Below are 19,180 nucleotides of genomic sequence, written 5' to 3' on the forward strand. Positions count from 1 at the left end.
TTTCGTTGTGCCCCGGCTCTGTTTGGGTTGTTTAATTTTCTCATTTATTCCCCCCCCCCCCCCCCCCCCCCCCCCGCCTCACTCCTACAAGGGGATTGTGTTGGGTCAGGGAGTTGGTGGGCGCAACACCAGCGCAAACAACTCACCATGCCCGGTGACATTGAGCTTGTGATAAAGATTGCGCCGATGCACCTTCACTGTTTCCGGCGAAATACCCATCTGCTGGGCCATCGCCTTGCTGGAGAAGCCCTGCAAGATCAGCCGTGCCGTATCGACCTCGCGCACCGTCAGCCGCGCATCGAAGCGGTCAAGCAACGTCGCCAGATCCCCCGCCACCCCTTCCGCAGGCGGCCCTTGCGGCGGCACCAGTTGCACGTGTCGACGCATCGCCGCCAACACCCAGTCGCGCACGCAGAGCAAGCGGCCTTGCTCAGCCATAGTGAACGTCGCCGAGCGTCCCAGTGACAAACCGAGCACGCCGCCGTCGACGTTGATCATGAACTGCAACTCGTCTTCGCCCACCACCGAACGGAAGTAACTCTGGTAATACTCGCTGTGCAGGAATTGGTCCGGGGCCACGCTCGCGAGGCTGTGCAAGCCATCGGCAATGCCGGTGGACGCGGTCAGATAGAACGGATCGAGCAAGTACATCCCGGCCGTGTACCCGGCCAGTTCTTCCTGCTCGTCGGATCGACCCTTGCTGTCGAAGTCGATCAGCAATTGCGGTGCCTGCCCCGCTTTCATCAACGCCACCAGCGCGTTGTCCAGCGGCACCAGCAAGCGCAAGGTGTCGACCAGCGCACGCCAGAAGCCGTCCTGCCCAACGTCGGCAAACACCCGTGCCAGACTTTGATGCACCGGCATTTCCTGCAACAACGCGTCCACGCACTACCCCTTTTGAGTAACCCATGATGGGAATGGGTCCGGCGCGACCGGCCCGATAGGCTGACCACTCCTGTTCATCACCGGCCTGCACAGGCCAGGAGTGCCGCATCATGCGTCGTCACCGTGGCTATATCAACCTGGGCCTCAACCTGGGCCTGCTCGCCAGTATTGGCGCCGGCTCGACCGTTATGGCCGGCGATGCGCCGAGCGTGCACGTCTACAACTGGTACGACTACATCGGCCCGAACACCCTGCACGATTTTCAGCGCGACAGCGGCGTTCAACCGGTCTACGACACCTTCGACAGTGCCGAAGTACTCGAAGGCAAATTGATGACCAGCCACAGCGGTTACGACGTTGTGGTAGCGAGCAATTTCAGCCTGCCGACGCTGATCAAGGCCGGCGCCCTCGCCCCGCTGCCGCGCGAGCAACTGCCGGGCTGGAAGAATCTCGATGCCGACCTGCTGGCGAAACTGGCCAACAACGATCCCGGCAATCAATACGCGGTGCCGTACCTGTGGGGCACCAACGGCATCGGCTACAACGTCGACAAGGTTCGCGCCGCGCTCGGTGACAAGGCGCCGGTGGATTCGTGGGACCTGGTGTTCAACGAAGACAACCTCGCCAAACTCGGCCAGTGCGGTGTGGCGATGTTGGATTCGCCGTCGGAGATGCTGCCGGTTGCCCTGCATTATCTCGGTCTGCCACCCAACAGCACCGATCCCGAAGACTATAAAAAAGCCGAGGCGCTGCTACTGAAACTGCGCCCGCACATTGCCTACTTCAACTCATCGAAGTTCATCAGCGATCTGTCCAACGGCAACATTTGCGTGGCGGTCGGCTGGTCGGGGGCGATGCTTGAGGCCAAGACCAATGCCGAGCAGGCCAACAACGGCGTGAAGATCGCCTACAGCCTGCCCAAGGAAGGCGCGCCGGTGTGGTTCGACACGTTGGTACTACTCAAAGACGCGCCGAACCCGACCCAGGGCCTGGCATTTATCGACTACTTGCTGCGTCCTGAGGTGATTGCGCCGGTCAGCGATCATCTGTCGTACCCGAACGGCAATCGTGCGGCGACGCCGCTGGTGGCTGAAGCCACGCGCAATAACCCGGCGGTGTACCCCTCCGCCACGGCGATGGCCACGCTGTACACCCTGGAACCGCTGCCCAAAGCCATTGAACGCGTACGCACGCGGGTGTGGAGCAAGGTCAAGAACGGCCAGTGAATCCAACACATTTCCCCTCTGTAGGAGTGAGCCTGCTCGCGATAGCGGTGGATCCGGCACCGGTGTATTGAAAGTGCCGACGCTATCGCGAGCAGGCTCACTCCTGCAGGGGACGGTGAGCAACTCAGACTTTTTTAGAGAGATAACCATCAATGAAACCCCGCGCCCGTGACCTCAATATCCGCATCGGCCAGCTGCCGCCCGGCCCGCTCAACGCCATCACCGACGTCCCCGGCGTACGCGTCGGCCACAGCAATGTGCGCGGCCGCAGCAGCGCCGGGCGCGACATCTGCACCGGCGTCACGCTGATCGAACCGCGCCCGGGCTCGACCAATCTGCAACCGTGTTTTGCCGGTGTACATGTGCTCAATGGCAACGGTGACGCCACCGGGCTTGAATGGATTCGCGAGGCGGGCCTGCTGACCAGCCCGATTGCGTTCACCAACACCCACAGCCTCGGCGTGGTGCGCGATGCCTTGATTGCACTGGATCGCCAGCAGCAACCCGACGACGGTCGCCTCTACTGGAACATGCCGGTGGTACTGGAAACCTTTGACGGTTTGCTTAACGACATCAACGGCTTTCACGTCCACCCCGAACACGTCGCAGAAGCGCTCGCCGCAGCCGTCGACGGTTCCGTCATGGAAGGTGCCGTCGGCGGTGGCAGCGGTATGATCTGCCACGAATTCAAGGGTGGCATCGGCACCTCGTCGCGGCGTTTGAGCCCTGTGCAGGGCGGCTGGACCGTCGGCGCGATCGTGCAGGCCAACCACGGTATACGCAATGAGTTGCGAGTCGATGGCTACCCGGTCGGGCGTTATATGGAACAGAAAAACTCGCCGTTCTTGCGAGCATCGTTGCCGCATCCGGGCATGGGTTCGATTGTCGTCTGCCTGGCCACCGACGCGCCGCTGTTGCCGCATCAGTGCAGACGTCTGGCACAGCGCGCGAGCCTGGGTCTGGCGCGCACCGGCGGTGGCAACGAGGATCACAGCGGCGACATCTTTATCGCTTTTGCCACTGGCAACGCTCATGTCCCGCCGGCGGCCTACGAAGGCAAAGGCGCGCCGACCTGCGACGGTTTGCGCATGGTCAACAATGACCACATCAGCGAGCTGTTCCTGGCCGCAACCGAAGCGGTTGAAGAAGCGATCATCAATGCCTTGCTGGCCAGCGACAGCACCGAGGGCAACGGGCATTCAGTACCGGGACTCGACGCTGACACCCTGCTCGCTGCCCTCGAAAAATCAGGCTGGCCCGGCGCCCGCTGACACCGCAAAACACTGTAGGAGATGCCGAAGGCTGCGATCTTTTGATTTTGCTTTTAAAAGACAAGATCAAAAGATCGCAGCCTTCGGCAGCTCCTACAGGGAGTCTGTGAACATTCATGAAAGAGGCCAGCGTCTAGTTGCCCGGGCGACTGGCGGTACTTGAGCCGCCACTTGCACACTCCCAGGATGGAATTACGCAGCGGCTCAGCTCTTCGAGCGCTGCGTAGGCACGGGTGCTCTGACCCCCAATCAAGCCTGTGCCTTGCTGATGCGCATCTTGAGCCTCACGGGCTCCACTTCCTCCCCATCAAAGAGCTTTGAGGCTCTTTTTTTGTCTGCGCAAATCAGCTGTCCGGCAGCGAATCGGTGCGAATCGAGCACCAGGCCGCTAGCGCCAGCAACTCGCGATATTCCGCCGGGCTGCCCTTCACTCGTCCGGCCAACCAGGCGCGGCAATAACTGTCGGCCTGACCAATGATCAACGACGGCAACAGTTCGGCGGGCAGCGCCTTGAGCTCGGCAGCGCGCCCCGATTCGGCCAGCCAGTCGCGCAGACGCACATTGCGCGTCTTGTTGCGCTCCGCCAATTCGTTCTTGAACGGCCCTTTGGTCACGGCAAATCGTGCGTGGTACTGGAAGCGTGCCCACTCCGGTTGACGTTCGACCCAATCGACGTAGCTGAACACCAGCGCTTGCACGCCTTCCTCGGTGGTTTGCGCCGCCTCCAGATAGGCATCGCGCAGGCGCGCCTGGTCTTCCAGCGCGGTGAAAAACAGCGCCGCCACCAAGCCTTCCTTGTTGCCGAAATGGTGATAGATCGCCCCGACACTGGTGTCGCACTCGGCGCGAATCATTTCGATAGTAGTGGCTTCAATCCCCTGCTCGTTGAACAGGCTCAGCGCCTTGCGAAAGATGTCGCGCTTGAGTTCGGCACGGCGGCCGGGGTAGCTGCGTTCAAGTAAATCTACGGTGTCCATGCGGCTCACTGCCTGGAGATTGGAGTTGAAAGGCACTTGCCGTGCCAGTGCCAAAAACACGCATAGGTTGACAGATTTACCGCAGACAGAATACCGTTCCGTTACAGAATCATATTCTGTTACGGAACATCATTCGGTTAATCATCTTCCGCGAGGCTTTCCATGAGTCAATCTCTTAGCATGTTCAATAGTGTGGGTGCGCAGGCCTTCAGTCAGATGGCCTGTCAGTTCGCGCCCTACTTCAGCACCATCAACCCACTGGTGAGCGAGTTGCGCGCGAACGCGGCGACGGTGCAAGTACCGTTCCGCCGTGAGATCACCAACCACTTGGGTACCGTGCATGCCATTGCAATGTGCAACGCCGCCGAACTCGCCGCCGGAATGATGACCGATGTGTCGATCCCGGCCGGCGCACGCTGGATTCCCAAAGGCATGAGCGTGGAATATCTGGCCAAGGCGAAAACCGATGTGACGGCAGTGGCCAGCGGTGAAGGCGTGGATTGGCAAAGCGAGGGCGACAAAATCGTAACCGTCGACATTCACGATACCGAGGGCAAAAAAGTGTTCACGGCGCGGATCACCATGAACGTCAAACTCGGCTGAATCGCGGACACAAAAAAGCCCTTGCTACGGAATTCACGGCAAGGGCTTTTTCGCTGATGAGATGTCAGTGCACGGTCAGGCGCTGGCGGACAAATTCCTCGACATGGCGGCTGGTCTGATCGAGGTGGCGGTCGCGTTGTTTCTCAGCGTCGAGCATCGCGCGTTTGCCGTTTTTCTGCAGCAGATAGGTGTGGATCTGCTGCACTTCCAGCGACCGGTAAATCGGCGTGGTGTCAATAAATCCACGCAGGCCGTTGCTGCGGTAATGCCGAGTACTCATCAGAACCTGCGTTTCGCGCGAGCCGATCACCTCGAAACCCATCGCTTCGAAATACGGCACTTTGCCGACCGTGCAGGCCAGTTCCGCGTGGGGATAACGCCCGACCATTGCGCTGATCAGCGCCCGCGCGACGCCCTGACGCCGATGCCCTTCGCGCACCGCCATGTAGGCAACGCTGCACGCTTCCCAATCGCCCTGCACCGGCAGGTACAGGAGGAAACCGGTGACCTGTTCCGGGTCGTCCTCAGCAGTGGCGACGAGCAATTCCACTTCGGTGCCCTTCTCGCCGTTCAACGCTTCCAGATACAAATGCACCTCATAGCCGACCGCGTACTGATAAACGTTGTACAGCAGATTGCTCGGGCCCAGGCCCACGGCGCTGATGTCCGTCAGGTAGTCGACGACCATCTGCAGAATCTGGCTGTTGACGCCTTCCGGGCAGGGGGACTTGTAGTGGGTGATGCGTGGCATGGCGGGTGAACTCCGGCAGAAAACCGCGACATCATACCTTGTCACCCCAGCCAGCGGACTCACTGCTGTGGCGCCACCACCTTGAATTTGATCGCGATGTCCTTGGACACCACGCTGTCCGCCCACTCCCCCGCGCCGAGGCCGAACTCGTCGCGCTTGAGCAGCAACTCGCCGTCGAAAATGCCGATGGCGCTGTCCGGTTTCAATTCCACCGGCACTTGCACATCGCGGGTGATGCCTTTGAGGGTCAGTTGGCCGGCAATCAGATAACGGTTCTCGGCGAGCAGAGTGAAGTGGCTCGATTCGAACACTGCCACGGGGAATTTTGCCGTGTCGAACCACGCCGGTTTCACCAGTTCGGTGTTGGCGTCCTCGCTGCCGGCGTCGATGCTGGTGAGGTCAATCTGCAACGTGGTGTGGGCGCGGTCGAGATGCTCAGTGTCGAAATCCAGCGTCGCTTCGAACCTGGCGAAGGTGCCGTACATCCGCGTGCCCATCTGGTTGTAGGTGAAACTGATCTGACTGGCGTGGGTGTTGACCCGGGTGTACTCGACAGCCTGCGCAGCGGGGATGGCGCACAGGACAAACGCGGCTGCCAGCAGCAATCGGATCGACATGGGATTCTCCGGGCGGCGCCTGACATCGAGGGCCTCGATTGACTTAAGCAAACATCCGCCGGTTACGCCAGTGCAGGCTGGCGTGCCTGCGCTCAGACCAGGGCTTCAGCGCTGCGAACATCAGCGGCGCCCGGCCGCACACCTGTCCGAAGTCGATGGCGCAATTTCAACACTGGCCGTTCGATGCAGTAGTAAGTCAGGCCACTGCACAAAAAAGCGACCAGCAACACAGCCAGAATGATTGCTGCATCGTACGTCCCTGACCAGAAACCGTGCAGCCAGTAAATCAGCACAAAGTGATTGAGAAACACGCCATAGCTGAGGTTGCCGAGGAACTCGTCGGCTCGGTGATACTTGAGCCTGCTCAGCCAATACACCGCAGGGATACCCAGCGCGGTGCCCAGCGTCACCTCGGCGTTGTAAGGCTGGCGTTCAATCACGCCCGCCATGATCGCCACAAACAACAGCCCGGCACTGATCGCTGTCGCGGCCACCACTACCAATCCTTTGCTGTTGGCTTTGTACAGATAGCTGCCGCACAGAAACATGAACAGAACGCCCGGCAACAAGCGATAGCCATAATAATCGGTGTTGATGTAACCGAAACACGCCAGCACAAACACGCCGACAGACAAAGCGAACGCAGCGCCGCGCCACTTGAAGACAAGGAGAAAGGGAATCACCAGGTAAAAACACATCTCCAGCCCCAACGACCACGCGGGCGGCAGAATCCACAGGCTCGAAACCCCGAACATATAGAAGCCCAGCGGCACCATGGACAGGCTCGCGGCCACGCGCGGCACCGTCAGTTCGAGGTCGGGTGCCGAACCGGGCATCAGCACATGCACCACGATGCATGATGCGATGAAATAGAACAGAAACTGCGGGTACAGGCGCAGGGCCCTGTCCAGATAGAACGATGCGATTTTACCGGTTGAGCTGTAGTTGCGCTCGATCAGCGAGGTCATGACAAAACCGCTGATGATCAGAAAAGAAATCACCGCCACCACACCGGGATTGAGCCCGGCGACGGTTACGCCCATATGCGAAACGGCAACCAGCACCGCCAACAGCAGTCGAAAAGCCCCCATTTACACCCTCAAACGTCCTTATAGTTATGGCGCGTAACCTACGATGCTTTCTCCCCGGATAACAGCAGAAAATCCACCCTTGCAGGAGCTGCCGCAGACTGCGATCAGTTGATCTTGTTCTTGTTACGCCGGCGCAAGATCAAAAGATCGCAGCCTGCGGCAGCTTCTACACCAGCCGCTCGATCTTCTGATGCCGCCAGACCAGCTGGTAATACAGCGTCTGCAACACCAGCATGCTCAGATACGCCACGGGAAACGCCATCCACACGCCTTGCAAACCATATTGCGCATCGAGCCAGTACGCCGCAGGCAGTTGCACGCCGACCACGCAGATGATCGCGATGGCGACCGGCACCAGCACCGTACCACTGGCGCGCATGATGCCGCCGATGATCGCCTGAAAGCCGAACACCAGCAGGCTCCACAACATGATGTGCAGCAGATGTTCAGCCATCACCCGGGTTGGCTCTTCAGTGAGGAACAGCCCGAGCAGCCAGTGCGACAGCAGATAACCCAGCACGATCAAGCCACCGGTCAGGCACACGTTGATCAACAGTCCGGTGCGCAGAATCGGCCCCATGCGTTCCAGGCGTCCGGCACCGATGGCTTGAGCGCCAAGAATCGAGGCGGTGATCGCGATCGACAGCGCCGGGAACTGCACGTAGTTGACGATCTGCGTCACCGCCCCATACGCCGCCGTCGCCTGCGAGCCGTGTTGGTTGACCAGTGCAAGGATCACCAATTCCGAAAGCGACAGCACAATCATCTGCACCCCGGTCGGCAGACCGATGCGCAGCACCTTGCCGAGAATCGCCCCATTGAGCCGCAAAGCGGCAAAGAACTCGCGGTCCGGCGCCAGCGGATGGCCGGTGCGAATCAGCCGCCACGCCAGCCACGCCATCGCCGCCAGATTACCGGCCAGCCCCGCGTATGCCGCGCTCTGAATGCCCAGTTGCGGCAAGCCGAACCAGCCGCGAATCAACGCCGGCGTCAGCGCCAGACCGACCGACGTCGACACGATCAACGCCAACAGCGGCGACAACGTATCGCTCACCCCGCGCAGCAATTGCGTAAACAGCACAAACACCAGCAGCGACGGCAAGATCCACAGCATCACATGGGCATACGCCACCGCATCATCGAGCACATCCGCCGGCGTCCCCAGCCCGGTCAACGCTTGGCGCGCGAACACACTGCCGAGCACCGCCGCGACCAGACCGATCAGTACGCCGAGCAACAGCGTCGCCCCGGCAATCGCCTTGACCATGTGCGGCTCACGCGCGCCCCACGCCTGGCCGATCAATACGCCTGCGCCGGCACCAAGGCCGATCACCAGGGCAATGAAAAAGAACACGATGGGAAACATCCCCGACACCGCCGCCAACGCCTGCGTACCGAGCATCTGACCGATGTAGATGCTGTTGACCGTGCCCGACATCGACTGCAGAAAGTTGGATAGCACCATGGGCGCGAGGAACAACAGGTAGGTGTGCCAGAGGGGTTTGACGGCAGCGGGGGTTTGCATTGACTGGAGGTCCATCTCGACGGCGGGAGGGCTAATGAAGGATAGCTTCGGTGAGTTGCGTGTGGGGTGCAATTAACATTTCACACCGACGTTTATTGTCGGCGCCCGGCTGTGGTAAATAACCGTGCACTTTCAATTTCTTCAAAGAGGCTTTGTCCATGCCCCGCTTGCCCCACGTGCTGACCGGCACGCTCTTCGTCCTCTGCGCCGCGACCGCCCAGGCAGCCCCGACAGCCAGCCAACCGCAAGCGCTGAAACCGTTACTGGAAACACTGAACGAACGCCTGAACATCGGCGATCTCGTCGCGCTGACCAAATGGGACAGCGGCAAGCCGATTCAAGACAGCCCCCGTGAAGCGCAGGTGATCGCCAACGCCCGCACGCTGGCCAGCGAACGCAAGCTTGACCCGCAAGACGTGGCGCAACTGCTCGCCGCGCAAATGGAGGCGAACAAACTGGTGCAGTACGGTTTGCTCGCACAGTGGCAAGCCGTCGGAGCGGCGCCGGATACGCCGCGTCCGGATCTCGCCGGGCAGATTCGCCCGCAACTGGACGAACTGCAGACCCGTCTATTGCAGCAGTACGCCGAATTCACGCCCTATCGCCAAGACCCTAATTGCCCGGCATGGCTGGCCGAGGCACGCAGCGGTCTGACCAGGGATGCGCTGCATGAACTGGCGCTGACGCGTGCTACCGGGGAGTTGCGTGTTCGGGTGAAGACCCCGTAATCCGGGGGATTGGCAAACATCGTTGGCGTTGATAGTCACCATCACGCCAATGAAGTTCTCATAAAAAATCCGCGGCGTAAGATCGGCTCCAGACAAACAAACAACCTTCTGGAGCACACGATCATGAAACGCCAAACCATCCTCAGCATCGCTTTCTCGGTTTTCGCAGTTAACGCTTTTGCCGCCACCCCGGCTCACACCCTGATCGCCGAAGGCGGTTCGGACAAGCTGATTGAAAGTCGTCTGGCTGAAGGGGGTTCGGATCGTCTGATCGAACGCCGCGTTGCCGAAGGTGGCTCGGATCGTCTGATCGAGCGCCGCGTTGCCGAAGGTGGCTCGGATCGTCTGCTCGAGCGCCGTGTTGCCGAAGGTGGCTCGGATCGTCTGATCGAACGCCGTGTTGCCGAAGGTGGCTCGGATCGTCTGATCGAACGCCGCGTTGCCGAAGGTGGCTCGGATCGTCTGATCGAGCGCCGTGTTGCCGAAGGTGGCTCGGATCGTCTGATCGAGCGCCGTGTTGCCGAAGGTGGCTCGGATCGTCTGATCGAGCGCCGTGTTGCTGAAGGTGGCTCGGATCGTCTGATCGAACGCCGCGTCGCTGAAGGTGGTTCCGATCGCCTGATCGAGCGCCGCGTCGCATGATTGAATAGTTGTACCGCACGCCCACAAAAAAGCCCGGCCTGATCAGCCGGGCTTTTTTGCATTCAACCGGGGCTTATTGCACGGTCTTGAGCTTGACCACGTCACCGGAAATCTTGGTGGTGTAACCGGTCAGAACCCAGGCCCAGAACCAGTTTTCCTGAACTTGGGTGTTGATCATGGCGTCGCCGCCCTTGGCTTTGATCGCGGCGGTCTGGGCGCGGACGAAGCGGTTGTTCTGCTGGATCGGGATCACGCCGAACAGCAGCAGGCCGGTGGCGGTGGCTTCACTGTGACCAACCACGGTGTATTGGCTGCTGTCGTACTGCTGGGTGTTCATCGGGGTGCCGGTGCAACCTGCCAGAACCGCACCGAACAGAGCGGCGGCGACTACTTTGCTGAAGTACTTCACGGTTTAACTCCATAGGAAAACGCCCGGGATCCGTCTCTCGGGCGGCGCACACCTTACCGAAAATGATGGCTCATTGGTATCAATCTCGACAAGTTTCATCCAGCACTTTGCTGGCAGCCCATCGACCATGTCGCATACCATGGCGTCACGCCAATCAAGACCGACATCGCCCATGCTCAAAGCCAGTCTGCGCAGCCACCTCACCCTCTGGTTTACCGGTTTGTCCCTGCTGACGCTGTTGAGCGTGGGCTTCTATGTCGGCCATATCGCCACCGAACAAATGAAACAGGCCAGTGGCAATGCCTTGCTCAACACCGCCCGTTCGGCCGCCTCGTTATTGGGCGAGCAACTGCGCGAGCGGCAACTGGAGGTTTATCTGCTCAGCCGCGCACCGCACCTGGAGCGCGGCGATCTGGACAACCCGGCGATTCTCAAATCGATGCAATTGCGCACCCAGGCCCGCAACGAATATGCGTGGATGGGCGTCACCGATGCTGAAGGTAACGTGCATCAAGCGGTCAACAATTTGCTGGTCGGGCAATCGGTACAACAGCGCCCGTGGTTCCAGGCCGGGTTACGCGGCGAATACACCGGCGATCCCCATGAAGCCGTGCTGCTGGCCAAGTTGCTGCCGGGCATGCCGAATGGCGAACCGCTGCGCTTCATCGATTTCGCTGCGCCGATTCACAATGCCGAAGGCCAGGTCATCGGCGTACTCGGTGCTCATGCGCACTGGAGCTGGGTGACGCGAATTGTCGAATCGGCGGCGTTTTCCCATAAGAATTCCGCACCGGACATCGAAGCGTTGATCGTCGATCACGACGGCAAGGTGTTGTACCCCGAAGCATTGATGGGCCAGCAACTGGCGGCGAATAATTCGCCTGCGCCGGGCTGGTCGGTGGGCGATGGCTACCTGACCAGCATGGTCACCGTGCCGACGCCATCGAGTACCGCGCTGTCGTGGTCGATTGCCGTGCGCCAACCTTTGGAAACCGCGCTGCAACCGGCACGCCTGCTACTGTATAAATTGCTGATTCTGGGTGTCGTCGCGGCGGTGCTTTTCGGTCTGGTCGCGTATTACCTGGCGCTGTACCTGAGCCGTCCGATCGAACAGCTCGCGCGTTCAGCCAAACAAGTTCAGCGCAACGAACCCGGTGCGCGTTTTCCCCTCGAGCATCCGGTGCAGGAAATTGCCCAGCTCAGCCAGTCACTGGATGCGATGACGCAATCACTGCTCGGCAAGGAGCGCGAACTGCAGGAGGCCAACGCCTCGCTGGAAGCCACCGTCGCCCAACGCACCGCCGCCCTCACCCAGGCCAACGCCGAACTGCTCAGCCTGGCCGTTCACGATGGCTTGACCGGCGTTTACAACCGTCGGCGCTTCGACGAAAAACTCACCGAGTACACGTTGCTGTCACGGCGCACCGGGCGCCCGTTTGCGCTGCTGCTGATCGACGCCGACCACTTCAAACGGATCAACGACACCCACGGCCATGCCGTCGGTGATGACGTGCTCAAGCAGTTGGCGCAGTTGATCCAGAGCAGCCTGCGCACCACCGATTTCGTCGCCCGCTACGGCGGCGAAGAGTTCGCCGTGCTGCTCCCGGAAATCGCCCAACCCGACACCCCCGAGGTCGTTGCGGAAAAGATTCGCGTGGCCATCGCCGAAGCGCACTTCCCGGTCGTCGAGCATGTGACCGTGAGCATCGGCGTCGGCCTGGCCGATCCGGCGGACAACAGCCACAGCGCACTGATCAAGCGTGCCGACCAGCAGTTGTATCAGGCAAAAGCGGCAGGCCGAAATCAGGTGGCGTGATCAGCTCTTCTTCACTTCGCAAATGCCGTTGGCTCTGTTCTTGCCGGTGTACGAGACCCCGGCCGAGCCATCGGGGTTGATGCTCAAGGAAATGGTCACGCCCGCGCCCTTGGCCTCGAAGTAGTTGTCGTTGAATGTCTTCAGCTTGCCTTCCTTGCCATTGATGTAGATCGGCCCGCCCTCATCGGCGTGGACTTCGATCTTGCCCGGGCACGTGGCGTTGAACATCGGGATTGCGGCCTGGGCCAATCCGCTGGCGAGTAACAGCGGCGCGGCCAACATCAACAATTTCATCGTGTTGCTCCCAAGTAACGGCGGTGTGCCGGCCCTGTTAGCAATAGCGCAAATCATCCCGTCAGACCAGCGCCCTGTTGCCGCATCCGGTCTCACGTATTGGTTTTCAACTTGGTCCACAGCCGCGTGGTCAGGCGCGCAATCTTTGCCGGCAACTCTTCCACGGTGAACAGTTTTTCCAGCACGCTTTTCGGCGGGTAGATCGCTGAATCCTGCTGCACATCTGCATTGAGGAATTCATGGGCCGCCGCGTTCGGGTTGGCGTAGTGGATGCTGTTGCTGATGTTGGCGATGACTTTCGGTTCGAGCAGGTAATTCATGTACGCGTAGGCGCTTTTGTCGTGGGGCGCGCTCTTGGGCATGACCAGCATGTCGAACCATAACGTCGTGCCTTCGTCGGGAATCGAGTAAGCGATGTCGATGCCGTTTTTCGCTTCCCGGGCACTCGCCGCTGCCTGAACGATATCGCCATTGAAACCAATCACCACACAGACGTTGCCGTTGGCCAGATCGCTGATGTACTTGGACGCATGGAAATACTGGATATACGGACGGATCTTCAACAACGCCTGTTCGGCCTTTTTGTAATCGTCGGGCTCATGGCTGTGCGGTGGCAGGCCCAGATAATTGAGGGTGATCGGCAACACTTGCGTCGGGTTGTCGATAAACGCCACGCCGCACTGGCTGAGTTTCTTGATGTTGTCTTCGTCGAACAACAGCTTCCATGAACGGGTGACGTCCGTAGTGCCGAAGATGGCTTTGATCTTTTCGACGTTGTAGCCGATGCCGGCGGTGCCCCACATGTACGGAAAGCCGTATTGATTGCCCGGGTCGTTGACCTGCAGTTTCTGCATCAGCACCGGGTCGAGGTTTTTCCAGTTGGGCAACTGCGAACGGTCGAGTTTCTGAATCGCCCCGGCCTTGATCAGCCGCGACAAAAAGTGGTTCGACGGGCTGACCACGTCATAACCGGTGTTGCCGGTCATCAGTTTCGACTCCAGCACTTCGTTGCTGTCGTGAATGTCGTAGGTGGTTTTAATGCCGGTGGCCTGGGTGAAATTGGCCAGGGTGTCCGGGGCGATGTAGCTGTTCCAGTTGGAGATGTTGACGGTTTCATCGGCGTAAACCGTTGCCGATGCGGCCGCGAGCACGACCGTCAGAAAAAGTGGCTGGATGCGCATGTTCTATCACCTGAGTTGAGTGGCTTTTGTTCTTGGGTAATGGGGTGAATATTCAGATTTCTGTTCTGGCCCTGACCGCCTCCACACGCATGCGCAACATTGCGCCGATATCGAACAATGGACGCGGCGGCAACCAGCCCGGCTCGGCCCTGTGCATCACCGATTGCAGCAGCGGTGAATCGATGCCCGAGGCCAGTTCCGCCAGCAACCGTCCCCACAACGTGCCGCGCGCCACGCCGGAACCATTGCAGCCGGCGACGGCGAAAACGCCCTCCTCGACCCGATCGAAATACGCCTGACCGCTGCGGCTCGCGCTCAGGTGACCGGTCCAGGTGTATTGAATGTCCGACTCGCCGAGGAACGGAAAGCGCCGTTGCAGACCACGGACGTGATGCTGGCGGCGTAAAGTCAGTTCGCCGTTGGACAGATCGCGCGTGCGGTATTCGGCGGTGTTGCGGATCATCACCCGACGATCCGGGGTGAGCCGCACCGTCGCCCCCAGCGGTCGGGTCGACAACACGCCCCACGGCTCGACCGCACCGATGGCCTGAAACTCCTGTTCGGTGAGGGGCCGTGTGAGGCTGGCGCTGAGTTCCATCGGGAACGTCGCGGTGTCAGCGATTCCGACCCTGGGAACAAAGGCGTTGAGGCAGACCAGCACTTGTTTCGCCTCAATGCTGCCGTCTACCGAATTGGCGCGCAGGCGTCCATGGCTCAGGCGTTCAAGACCGCTGATGTCTGTGTCCTCGTACAGCGTAATGCTGCCCGGCAAAGCGTTGAGCAAACCTTTCACGTATTTGGCCGGTTGCAGCAACGCGTTGCCTTGGCCGCACCAGATCGCCGCTTGGTAATGACGGGTACCGAGTTTTTGCGCCAACGCCGCGCCCTGAAGAAATTCCGCCCGCGCCCCAAGGGCACGCAGCGTGGCCAGTTTGGCGTCGACGTGGTCGAGTTTGGCGCGGTCGTTGACGGCGAAGTAATAGCCGCTGTCCCGAAAGTCGCAGTCGATGGCATGCCGGGCAATGCGTTGGCGCACTTCGTCGCTGGCCGCGCGGGAAATGGCGGTATCGACTTCAAATCCGGCAAAACCCGGCTCGCCGATCAATTCGCTGTGCGCCGGGTGTTCATGGGCCACGACGAATCCCGAGTTGCGCGCCGAAGCGCCCTGCGCCGCCCGCTGCCGATCCACCACGATAATGCGCGCCTGCGGATGCAATTCGGCCAGCGTATGCGCCGCGCTGAGCCCGGTGATGCCAGCGCCGATCACCAGCCAGTCAGCCTTTTGCGCGCCGCTCAGGCGAGCGCCTTGCGGTGCGCTGCCGGCTTGCGCGATCCAGCCACATACATTTTCCATGCTCCACCTCTTTGACTGTCGTTCTGCGCCTTGCTTCTGCCCGTTCTACATGCGTGAATCGCATGCACCGCTTGAGAAGATCGCGACCAGAGCTAGAATCTATAAGGTCTTCGCCAAACCGACCAACGCTATAAAATCATCGAGCCATTCGGAAAACGCATGGATAACATTCGTCACATGCCCTCCCTACCAGCCTTGCAGACGCTGGTTGAAGTCGCCCGTTGCGCCAGCTTCACCAGCGCTGCACAGACCCTGTGCCTGACGCAAAGCGCGGTGAGCCGGCAAATCCAGCAACTGGAAAACCACTTCAAGGTGGCCCTGTTCATGCGTACCAGCCGCAGCCTGCGCCTGACCCCGGAAGGCGAACTGGTACTGGCCAGCGCCCGCAGCATCCTTGAGCAACTGAAAACCCTCGAAGAACGCCTCGCGCCACAAAAGCGCCCGTTTCGCATCCGCATGCATGTGTCGCTGGCGGTGCGCTGGTTACTGCCCAAGCTCAGCGATTTCTATCTGCGCCACCCGGAAATATCGCTAGCGATTGAAACAGTGGCGACTGAAGTGGTGGAGCCGGCGAGCGACAGCGATGCCTACATTCTTTACCTGCCACAGCCGTCGAGCGACGCGGCGTGCCTGACGCTGTTCGAGGAAACCCTGGTGCCGGTGTGCTCGCCGAATCTGGCCCATGCACCGCGCTCGATCGAAGAATTGCAGCGCTTTGCCTTGCTGCACCGCTCGGCGGATCGTCAGGCGTGGATCGAATGGCTGGCGGCCAACGACGGTCAGCCGCTGGAGGATTACCGGCACATTCCGTTCAATCTGGATGAGTTGGCACTGGACGCGGCCGCACGCGGCTTGGGTGTGGCGGTGACTGACATGACGCTGGCAGCGGAGTCGATCGAGCGTGGCGTGTTGCGGGTGCCGTTTGGCGAGCCGTTGAAGACTGGAGGGGTTTACGCGTTGTGCCCGCAGCCGGGCTCGGCGGCGCATCCGGGGTGCAGTTCAGTCATGCAGTGGTTTGCCGATCAGGCTCAGACTTGAGCCGCAGTTTTATGGCGCAGTGGCTTGAAAGCTCTGCAGATAGGCCAGCAAGTTTTCCACCTTCTCCTCATCGCTCAGCCCCCAGAAAATCATCCGTGTGCCCGGCACCACACCCTTCGGATCTTTCAGATAAGCGATCAGCGTTTCGCGGTTCCAGGTCAGCCCCGAGTTTTTCATCGCATCGGAATACACATAGTTCGCCGAGGTGCCGGCCGGTCGGCCAATGATGCCGTTGAGTTGCGGGCCGAAACCCGGTCGCGCCGACTCGCCGACCTGATGGCAGCCACCGCACAGACGCGGGAAGATTTTCGCCCCGGCTGCGGGGTCGCCCGCCGCGTGAGTGAGCGGGCTGAACAGCGCGGCGGTTAGCGTCAGGACGAGGGACAGGCGTGCGGTGTTGTTCATCGAGGGTTCCGGATCGGCGTGAATCGGGCGGCGCAAGGGTAGCATTTGTTTTTACAGGTAAGCGCCGATGATCTGCCTGACCGTGGTCAAGGCCTGGCGCAGAACCGCCACGTCCACCGAACCCAGCGCCAGACGAATCGCATGGGGCACATGCGCCGATACGGAAAACGGCTCGGCGGTGGTGACGGAAATCTGCTCGTGCATCAACGCCACTACGATCTGATCGGCGCGCACATCTTCTGGCAATGGCAACCACAGAAAATACGAAACCGGATGGCCGATGTACGGCAATCCCTTCAGCACCTTGGCCGCCAGTGCTTGCCGTGCCTTTGCATCGTTGCGTTTCTGCTCTTCCAGCACGCTGACCGTGCCGTCATCGAGCCAGCCACAGGCAATGGCCGTCATCACGCCGGGGGTGTTCCAGGTCGTGGCGCGGATGATGCGCTCCAGCGCCGGCACTGAAGGTTCAGGCGCGGCGATGAAGCCGACGCGCAAACCGGTGGCGATGTTCTTCGAAAGGCCGGACACGTACACGGTGCGCTCCGGCGCCAATTGCACCAACGGCGGCGGTGGATTTTCTACGAGAAACGCGTAGGCCGCGTCTTCGATGATGGTCAGATCATGCTGTCGGGCAATCGCCACCAACTGTTCGCGCGCTGCCAACGGCATCACCCAACCCAACGGATTGTGCAGGGTCGGCATGCTGTACACGGCGCGCACCGAGCGGCTGCGGCAGAGCTTTTCCAGCGCCTGCAGATCCGGCCCGTGCGCGCCGACCGGGATCGCCACGACCTCCAGATGCAGCGCCTCAGCCAGCACTTTGAAACCGGAATAGGTCAGCGCATCGGCAGCAATCACATCACCGGGTTTGAGCAACGCCATCAACGTCACCGCCAACCCTTGCTGGGCGCCGTTGACGATCAGCACTTGCGCGGCATCGACCTTCACGCCGCGCGCGCGCAGATGCCGCGCCACCGAAGCACGCTCATGGGCGCGACCGGCGTGGGGCTGATATCGCAGCAGCGCTTCCAGGTCCCCGGACAACGCCAGTTGCCGCAACGCTGTGCGCAATAACTCTGCCTGACCGGGCAACGACGGGTAGTTGAAGTTGAGGTCGATCATGCCCACCGCGACGTCTTTCTGATCGATGCCCTGCCCCGGCGACAACACGGTTTCGCGCACGAAGGTGCCGCGCCCGGTTTCGCCGCTGACCAGCCCCATCGCTTCCAGCTCGGCATAGACCCGCGACGCAGTGACCAGCGCCAGCCCCTCCTGCGCCGCCAGTTGCCGGTGGGTCGGCAAGCGCGTGCCCGGCGCCAGACGCCCGCAGCGAATGTCCGCCGCGTAGGCATCCACGATGGTCTTGTAGCGCGAACGCGGCATGCGAGATGTATCCATGACAATTTTTTGATTGTGCTGATTCTCGACCCTAGGATGATCACAACGCAACCCCACTGCCGAGCGCGATCAGACATGGAAAGAACCTCGACCCTGAAACCCCCGATCCGGGAAAAAACCAGTGGCTGGATCAACGGTTTTATCGGCGTGGTGATTTTCAGCGGCTCGTTGCCGGCCACGCGCTTGGCGGTGTTGGAGTTCGACCCGGTGTTTCTCACGGTGCTGCGTGCGGCCATCGCCGGCGTGCTGGCCGTGGCCTTGCTGTGGCTGTTTCGCGAACGGCGCCCGGCGCGCAATCAGTGGTTGTCGTTGCTGATCGTGGCGCTCGGTGTGGTGCTCGGCTTTCCGTTGCTGACGGCATTGGCCCTGCAACACGTGACGTCGGCGCATTCGATTGTGTTTGTCGGATTATTGCCCTTGGCCACGGCGATTTTCGGCGTGCTGCGTGGCGGCGAGCGTCCACGGCCGGTGTTCTGGATATTTTCCGTGCTGGGCAGTGCGCTGGTGGTGGGCTACGCGGTCTCTCAGGGGCTGACCGCCTCGCCCACCGGCGACTTGCTGATGCTCGCAGCGATTGTGGCCTGCGGCCTCGGCTATGCCGAAGGCGCGAAGCTGTCGCGCAGCCTCGGCGGCTGGCAGGTGATTTGCTGGGCGCTGGTGTTGGCGTTGCCGCTGATGGCGCTGTGGAGTGTGTGGCTGGCGCCCGCCTCGTTCGGCCAGATCAGCCTGTCGGCGTGGCTGTGTCTGGCGTATGTGTCGTTGTTCAGCATGCTGATCGGGTTTGTGTTCTGGTATCGCGGCCTGGCCCAGGGCGGGATCGCCGCGGTCGGTCAGTTGCAGTTGCTGCAACCGTTTTTCGGTCTGGCATTGGCGGCGACCTTGCTGCACGAACAGGTCAGCCTCGGCATGCTCGCGGTGACCTTGGGTGTGATCGTGTGCGTGGCCGGGGCGAAGAGATTCGCCAAATGA

20 protein-coding genes are annotated in these 19,180 nt (G+C 60.8%); 8 read left to right on the forward strand and 12 right to left on the reverse strand.

Annotated elements, in window-relative coordinates:
* Window positions 1-105: 105 nt before the first annotated feature.
* Window positions 106-885, reverse strand: coding sequence for a LuxR C-terminal-related transcriptional regulator (locus tag ACIPIZ_RS13655; RefSeq protein WP_401165704.1), 780 nt, complete (start codon window positions 883-885; stop codon window positions 106-108).
* Window positions 886-995: 110 nt separating this feature from the next.
* Here ACIPIZ_RS13655 and ACIPIZ_RS13660 point away from each other — a divergent pair, with 110 nt between their 5' ends.
* Both ACIPIZ_RS13660 and ACIPIZ_RS13665 read left to right on the forward strand, forming a co-directional pair.
* Window positions 996-2,111 (forward strand): polyamine ABC transporter substrate-binding protein, encoded by a 1,116-nt coding sequence (locus tag ACIPIZ_RS13660; RefSeq protein WP_122660810.1) that lies wholly within the window; start codon window positions 996-998, stop codon window positions 2,109-2,111.
* A 152-nt stretch (window positions 2,112-2,263) separates the two neighbouring features.
* Window positions 2,264-3,382, forward strand: a complete 1,119-nt coding sequence (locus ACIPIZ_RS13665; RefSeq protein WP_122854578.1) for a P1 family peptidase — start codon at window positions 2,264-2,266, stop codon at window positions 3,380-3,382.
* A gap of 344 nt (window positions 3,383-3,726) precedes the next feature.
* On the opposite strand, the gene ACIPIZ_RS13670 is transcribed toward ACIPIZ_RS13665, so the two are convergent.
* A complete protein-coding gene (locus tag ACIPIZ_RS13670; RefSeq protein WP_064390618.1) occupies window positions 3,727-4,359 on the reverse strand; it encodes a TetR/AcrR family transcriptional regulator in 633 nt (210 codons plus the stop codon).
* Between the two features lie 162 nt (window positions 4,360-4,521).
* Here ACIPIZ_RS13670 and ACIPIZ_RS13675 point away from each other — a divergent pair, with 162 nt between their 5' ends.
* Window positions 4,522-4,962 (forward strand): hotdog fold domain-containing protein, encoded by a 441-nt coding sequence (locus ACIPIZ_RS13675; RefSeq protein WP_064390619.1) that lies wholly within the window; start codon window positions 4,522-4,524, stop codon window positions 4,960-4,962.
* Between the two features lie 64 nt (window positions 4,963-5,026).
* Here ACIPIZ_RS13675 and ACIPIZ_RS13680 read toward each other — a convergent pair whose 3' ends face one another.
* The 4 genes from ACIPIZ_RS13680 to ACIPIZ_RS13695 all read right to left on the reverse strand — a co-directional run bounded on the left by ACIPIZ_RS13680 (window position 5,027) and on the right by ACIPIZ_RS13695 (window position 8,946).
* The gene (locus tag ACIPIZ_RS13680; RefSeq protein ID WP_401165707.1) at window positions 5,027-5,713 is read right to left on the reverse strand and encodes a GNAT family N-acetyltransferase; all 687 of its coding nucleotides are present in this window, start codon (window positions 5,711-5,713) and stop codon (window positions 5,027-5,029) included.
* Window positions 5,714-5,772: 59 nt separating this feature from the next.
* Window positions 5,773-6,330 (reverse strand): YceI family protein, encoded by a 558-nt coding sequence (locus tag ACIPIZ_RS13685; protein ID WP_122854580.1) that lies wholly within the window; start codon window positions 6,328-6,330, stop codon window positions 5,773-5,775.
* 92 nt (window positions 6,331-6,422) lie between these two features.
* Window positions 6,423-7,421 (reverse strand): acyltransferase, encoded by a 999-nt coding sequence (locus tag ACIPIZ_RS13690; RefSeq protein ID WP_064390622.1) that lies wholly within the window; start codon window positions 7,419-7,421, stop codon window positions 6,423-6,425.
* 166 nt (window positions 7,422-7,587) lie between these two features.
* Window positions 7,588-8,946, reverse strand: coding sequence for an MATE family efflux transporter (locus ACIPIZ_RS13695; RefSeq protein WP_064390623.1), 1,359 nt, complete (start codon window positions 8,944-8,946; stop codon window positions 7,588-7,590).
* 158 nt (window positions 8,947-9,104) lie between these two features.
* On the opposite strand from ACIPIZ_RS13695, the gene ACIPIZ_RS13700 reads away from it, so the two are divergent.
* Together ACIPIZ_RS13700 and ACIPIZ_RS13705 are read left to right on the forward strand one after the other, a co-directional pair.
* Window positions 9,105-9,674, forward strand: a complete 570-nt coding sequence (locus ACIPIZ_RS13700; protein WP_401165710.1) for a chorismate mutase — start codon at window positions 9,105-9,107, stop codon at window positions 9,672-9,674.
* A gap of 123 nt (window positions 9,675-9,797) precedes the next feature.
* Complete coding sequence (locus ACIPIZ_RS13705; RefSeq protein ID WP_401165712.1) at window positions 9,798-10,316, forward strand: phage infection protein; 519 nt, start codon at window positions 9,798-9,800, stop codon at window positions 10,314-10,316.
* Between the two features lie 73 nt (window positions 10,317-10,389).
* Here ACIPIZ_RS13705 and ACIPIZ_RS13710 read toward each other — a convergent pair whose 3' ends face one another.
* Entirely contained in the window at window positions 10,390-10,725 is a 336-nt protein-coding gene (locus ACIPIZ_RS13710; protein WP_064390626.1) for a hypothetical protein, read from the reverse strand.
* A gap of 172 nt (window positions 10,726-10,897) precedes the next feature.
* Between ACIPIZ_RS13710 and ACIPIZ_RS13715 the strand changes: the two genes are divergently transcribed.
* Window positions 10,898-12,541, forward strand: a complete 1,644-nt coding sequence (locus ACIPIZ_RS13715; protein WP_150648368.1) for a sensor domain-containing diguanylate cyclase — start codon at window positions 10,898-10,900, stop codon at window positions 12,539-12,541.
* On the opposite strand, the gene ACIPIZ_RS13720 is transcribed toward ACIPIZ_RS13715, so the two are convergent.
* The 3 genes from ACIPIZ_RS13720 to ACIPIZ_RS13730 form a co-directional block, all read right to left on the reverse strand.
* Window positions 12,542-12,835, reverse strand: a complete 294-nt coding sequence (locus tag ACIPIZ_RS13720) for a hypothetical protein (RefSeq protein ID WP_105708711.1) — start codon at window positions 12,833-12,835, stop codon at window positions 12,542-12,544. It abuts the gene before it with no gap.
* A 92-nt stretch (window positions 12,836-12,927) separates the two neighbouring features.
* Window positions 12,928-14,016 carry a polyamine ABC transporter substrate-binding protein gene (locus ACIPIZ_RS13725; protein WP_401165715.1) on the reverse strand — a complete coding sequence of 363 codons (1,089 nt, stop codon included), beginning with the start codon at window positions 14,014-14,016 and terminating at the stop codon, window positions 12,928-12,930.
* A gap of 52 nt (window positions 14,017-14,068) precedes the next feature.
* Entirely contained in the window at window positions 14,069-15,370 is a 1,302-nt protein-coding gene (locus tag ACIPIZ_RS13730) for an NAD(P)/FAD-dependent oxidoreductase (protein ID WP_401165717.1), read from the reverse strand.
* Between the two features lie 159 nt (window positions 15,371-15,529).
* Between ACIPIZ_RS13730 and ACIPIZ_RS13735 the strand changes: the two genes are divergently transcribed.
* On the forward strand, window positions 15,530-16,408 hold the full coding sequence (locus tag ACIPIZ_RS13735) for a LysR substrate-binding domain-containing protein (RefSeq protein WP_122660818.1): 879 nt from the start codon (window positions 15,530-15,532) through the stop codon (window positions 16,406-16,408).
* 9 nt (window positions 16,409-16,417) lie between these two features.
* Here ACIPIZ_RS13735 and ACIPIZ_RS13740 read toward each other — a convergent pair whose 3' ends face one another.
* Entirely contained in the window at window positions 16,418-16,813 is a 396-nt protein-coding gene (locus tag ACIPIZ_RS13740; protein WP_401165719.1) for a c-type cytochrome, read from the reverse strand.
* A 51-nt stretch (window positions 16,814-16,864) separates the two neighbouring features.
* Window positions 16,865-18,196, reverse strand: coding sequence for a PLP-dependent aminotransferase family protein (locus ACIPIZ_RS13745; RefSeq protein WP_401165721.1), 1,332 nt, complete (start codon window positions 18,194-18,196; stop codon window positions 16,865-16,867).
* Window positions 18,197-18,286: 90 nt separating this feature from the next.
* Here ACIPIZ_RS13745 and ACIPIZ_RS13750 point away from each other — a divergent pair, with 90 nt between their 5' ends.
* Complete coding sequence (locus ACIPIZ_RS13750) at window positions 18,287-19,180, forward strand: DMT family transporter (RefSeq protein ID WP_401165723.1); 894 nt, start codon at window positions 18,287-18,289, stop codon at window positions 19,178-19,180.

This window comes from Pseudomonas sp. NPDC087690 (genome assembly GCF_044743175.1).
In the GTDB taxonomy this organism is placed as follows: domain Bacteria; phylum Pseudomonadota; class Gammaproteobacteria; order Pseudomonadales; family Pseudomonadaceae; genus Aquipseudomonas.

Excerpts from the sequence above, each read along its gene's own strand:
- ACIPIZ_RS13695 (WP_064390623.1), bottom strand. The coding sequence starts at position 8,946 with ATGCAAACCCCCGCTGCCGTCAAACCCCTCTGGCACACCTACCTGTTG.
- ACIPIZ_RS13720 (WP_105708711.1), bottom strand. The coding sequence starts at position 12,835 with ATGAAATTGTTGATGTTGGCCGCGCCGCTGTTACTCGCCAGCGGATTG.
- ACIPIZ_RS13680 (WP_401165707.1), bottom strand. The coding sequence starts at position 5,713 with ATGCCACGCATCACCCACTACAAGTCCCCCTGCCCGGAAGGCGTCAAC.
- ACIPIZ_RS13660 (WP_122660810.1), top strand. The coding sequence starts at position 996 with ATGCGTCGTCACCGTGGCTATATCAACCTGGGCCTCAACCTGGGCCTG.
- ACIPIZ_RS13735 (WP_122660818.1), top strand. The coding sequence starts at position 15,530 with ATGGATAACATTCGTCACATGCCCTCCCTACCAGCCTTGCAGACGCTG.
- ACIPIZ_RS13725 (WP_401165715.1), bottom strand. The coding sequence starts at position 14,016 with ATGCGCATCCAGCCACTTTTTCTGACGGTCGTGCTCGCGGCCGCATCG.
- ACIPIZ_RS13715 (WP_150648368.1), top strand. The coding sequence starts at position 10,898 with ATGCTCAAAGCCAGTCTGCGCAGCCACCTCACCCTCTGGTTTACCGGT.
- ACIPIZ_RS13705 (WP_401165712.1), top strand. The coding sequence starts at position 9,798 with ATGAAACGCCAAACCATCCTCAGCATCGCTTTCTCGGTTTTCGCAGTT.
- ACIPIZ_RS13675 (WP_064390619.1), top strand. The coding sequence starts at position 4,522 with ATGAGTCAATCTCTTAGCATGTTCAATAGTGTGGGTGCGCAGGCCTTC.
- ACIPIZ_RS13740 (WP_401165719.1), bottom strand. The coding sequence starts at position 16,813 with ATGAACAACACCGCACGCCTGTCCCTCGTCCTGACGCTAACCGCCGCG.
- ACIPIZ_RS13670 (WP_064390618.1), bottom strand. The coding sequence starts at position 4,359 with ATGGACACCGTAGATTTACTTGAACGCAGCTACCCCGGCCGCCGTGCC.
- ACIPIZ_RS13665 (WP_122854578.1), top strand. The coding sequence starts at position 2,264 with ATGAAACCCCGCGCCCGTGACCTCAATATCCGCATCGGCCAGCTGCCG.
- ACIPIZ_RS13685 (WP_122854580.1), bottom strand. The coding sequence starts at position 6,330 with ATGTCGATCCGATTGCTGCTGGCAGCCGCGTTTGTCCTGTGCGCCATC.
- ACIPIZ_RS13690 (WP_064390622.1), bottom strand. The coding sequence starts at position 7,421 with ATGGGGGCTTTTCGACTGCTGTTGGCGGTGCTGGTTGCCGTTTCGCAT.
- ACIPIZ_RS13745 (WP_401165721.1), bottom strand. The coding sequence starts at position 18,196 with ATGCCGCGTTCGCGCTACAAGACCATCGTGGATGCCTACGCGGCGGAC.
- ACIPIZ_RS13750 (WP_401165723.1), top strand. The coding sequence starts at position 18,287 with ATGGAAAGAACCTCGACCCTGAAACCCCCGATCCGGGAAAAAACCAGT.
- ACIPIZ_RS13730 (WP_401165717.1), bottom strand. The coding sequence starts at position 15,370 with ATGGAAAATGTATGTGGCTGGATCGCGCAAGCCGGCAGCGCACCGCAA.
- ACIPIZ_RS13700 (WP_401165710.1), top strand. The coding sequence starts at position 9,105 with ATGCCCCGCTTGCCCCACGTGCTGACCGGCACGCTCTTCGTCCTCTGC.